The 834-nt window shown below is 65.0% G+C and carries 1 protein-coding gene and 1 pseudogene; both read right to left on the bottom strand.

Annotation, left to right across the window (positions count from 1 at the left end; genetic code table 11):
• Window positions 1–144: 144 nt before the first annotated feature.
• Window positions 145–552, bottom strand: coding sequence for a VOC family protein (locus tag EOA22_RS35635; RefSeq protein ID WP_063169153.1), 408 nt, complete (start codon window positions 550–552; stop codon window positions 145–147).
• Between the two features lie 48 nt (window positions 553–600).
• A pseudogene (locus EOA22_RS35630) lies at window positions 601–834 on the bottom strand (fimbrial protein); the annotation flags it as partial.

Here is an 834-nt window from a genome sequence, read left to right as displayed (position 1 = left end):
CACCTGTGTTCCCGCCGTGAGAGGGCGGTGTCCTGACCGCTAGACGATGGGCGCGTTCAAGAACCGGCGATATAGGCTGAGCGCTGGGAAAAAGCAACTGGGGTTAGGCCGCTTTCCCCGGTCGAGGAAAAGCCGGCCGTCAGCCTATCGTTTCGGTTCGATCAGATCCCAGAGATTGCCATGCAGATCGGCGAAAACCGCCACCGTGCCGTAGGGCTCGAAGCGCGGTGCTTCGCGGAATTCGACGCCCTTCTCCAGCATCGCCGCGTGGTCGCGGGCAAAGTCGTCGGTTTCCAGGAACAGGAAGACACGCCCGCCGGTCTGATCGCCGATACTTTTGCTTTGCGCCTCGTCGGAAGCCTCGGCCAGCAGCAGCCTGGCGCCCTGCCCGTTGGCCGGCGCCACTGTGACCCAGCGCTTGCCGCCGCCGAGATCGACATTTTCGACGAGCAGGAAACCCAGCCTCTCGACATACCAGGCAATCGCCTCGTCATAATTGGCGACGACCAGGGCGACCGTGGCGACGCGACGATGTTCGGCGAACCCGCTCATCCCCGAGGCTTGCTCATGGGCCTGCTGCCGTTCATCGTTGCGGCTCGGTCACTTGTTGCGGATCGCAAAGCGGCCGATCAGGCGTCGCTCAGTGATGTCGTAGACGAAGATCGTGCGGCTGCCGTCGGCAAGCTCGGCGTCGATCGAGACACGGTTGCCGGACAGCGACTGGCTGACCACCTTGGCCCCGACCGGCAGCACGATGTCGCCGCTGACCGGTTCGCCGGCGGGTGTCTGGATATCCCCGGCCAGCGGCGGGTTCGCCGGCGGTGCATTGCGCGC

This window comes from Mesorhizobium sp. M7A.F.Ca.US.014.04.1.1 (genome assembly GCF_003998745.1).
Lineage (GTDB): Bacteria > Pseudomonadota > Alphaproteobacteria > Rhizobiales > Rhizobiaceae > Mesorhizobium > Mesorhizobium ciceri.
The sequence above is the reverse complement of the archived record's forward strand: the minus strand, read 5'-3'. Positions and strand labels throughout refer to the sequence as shown.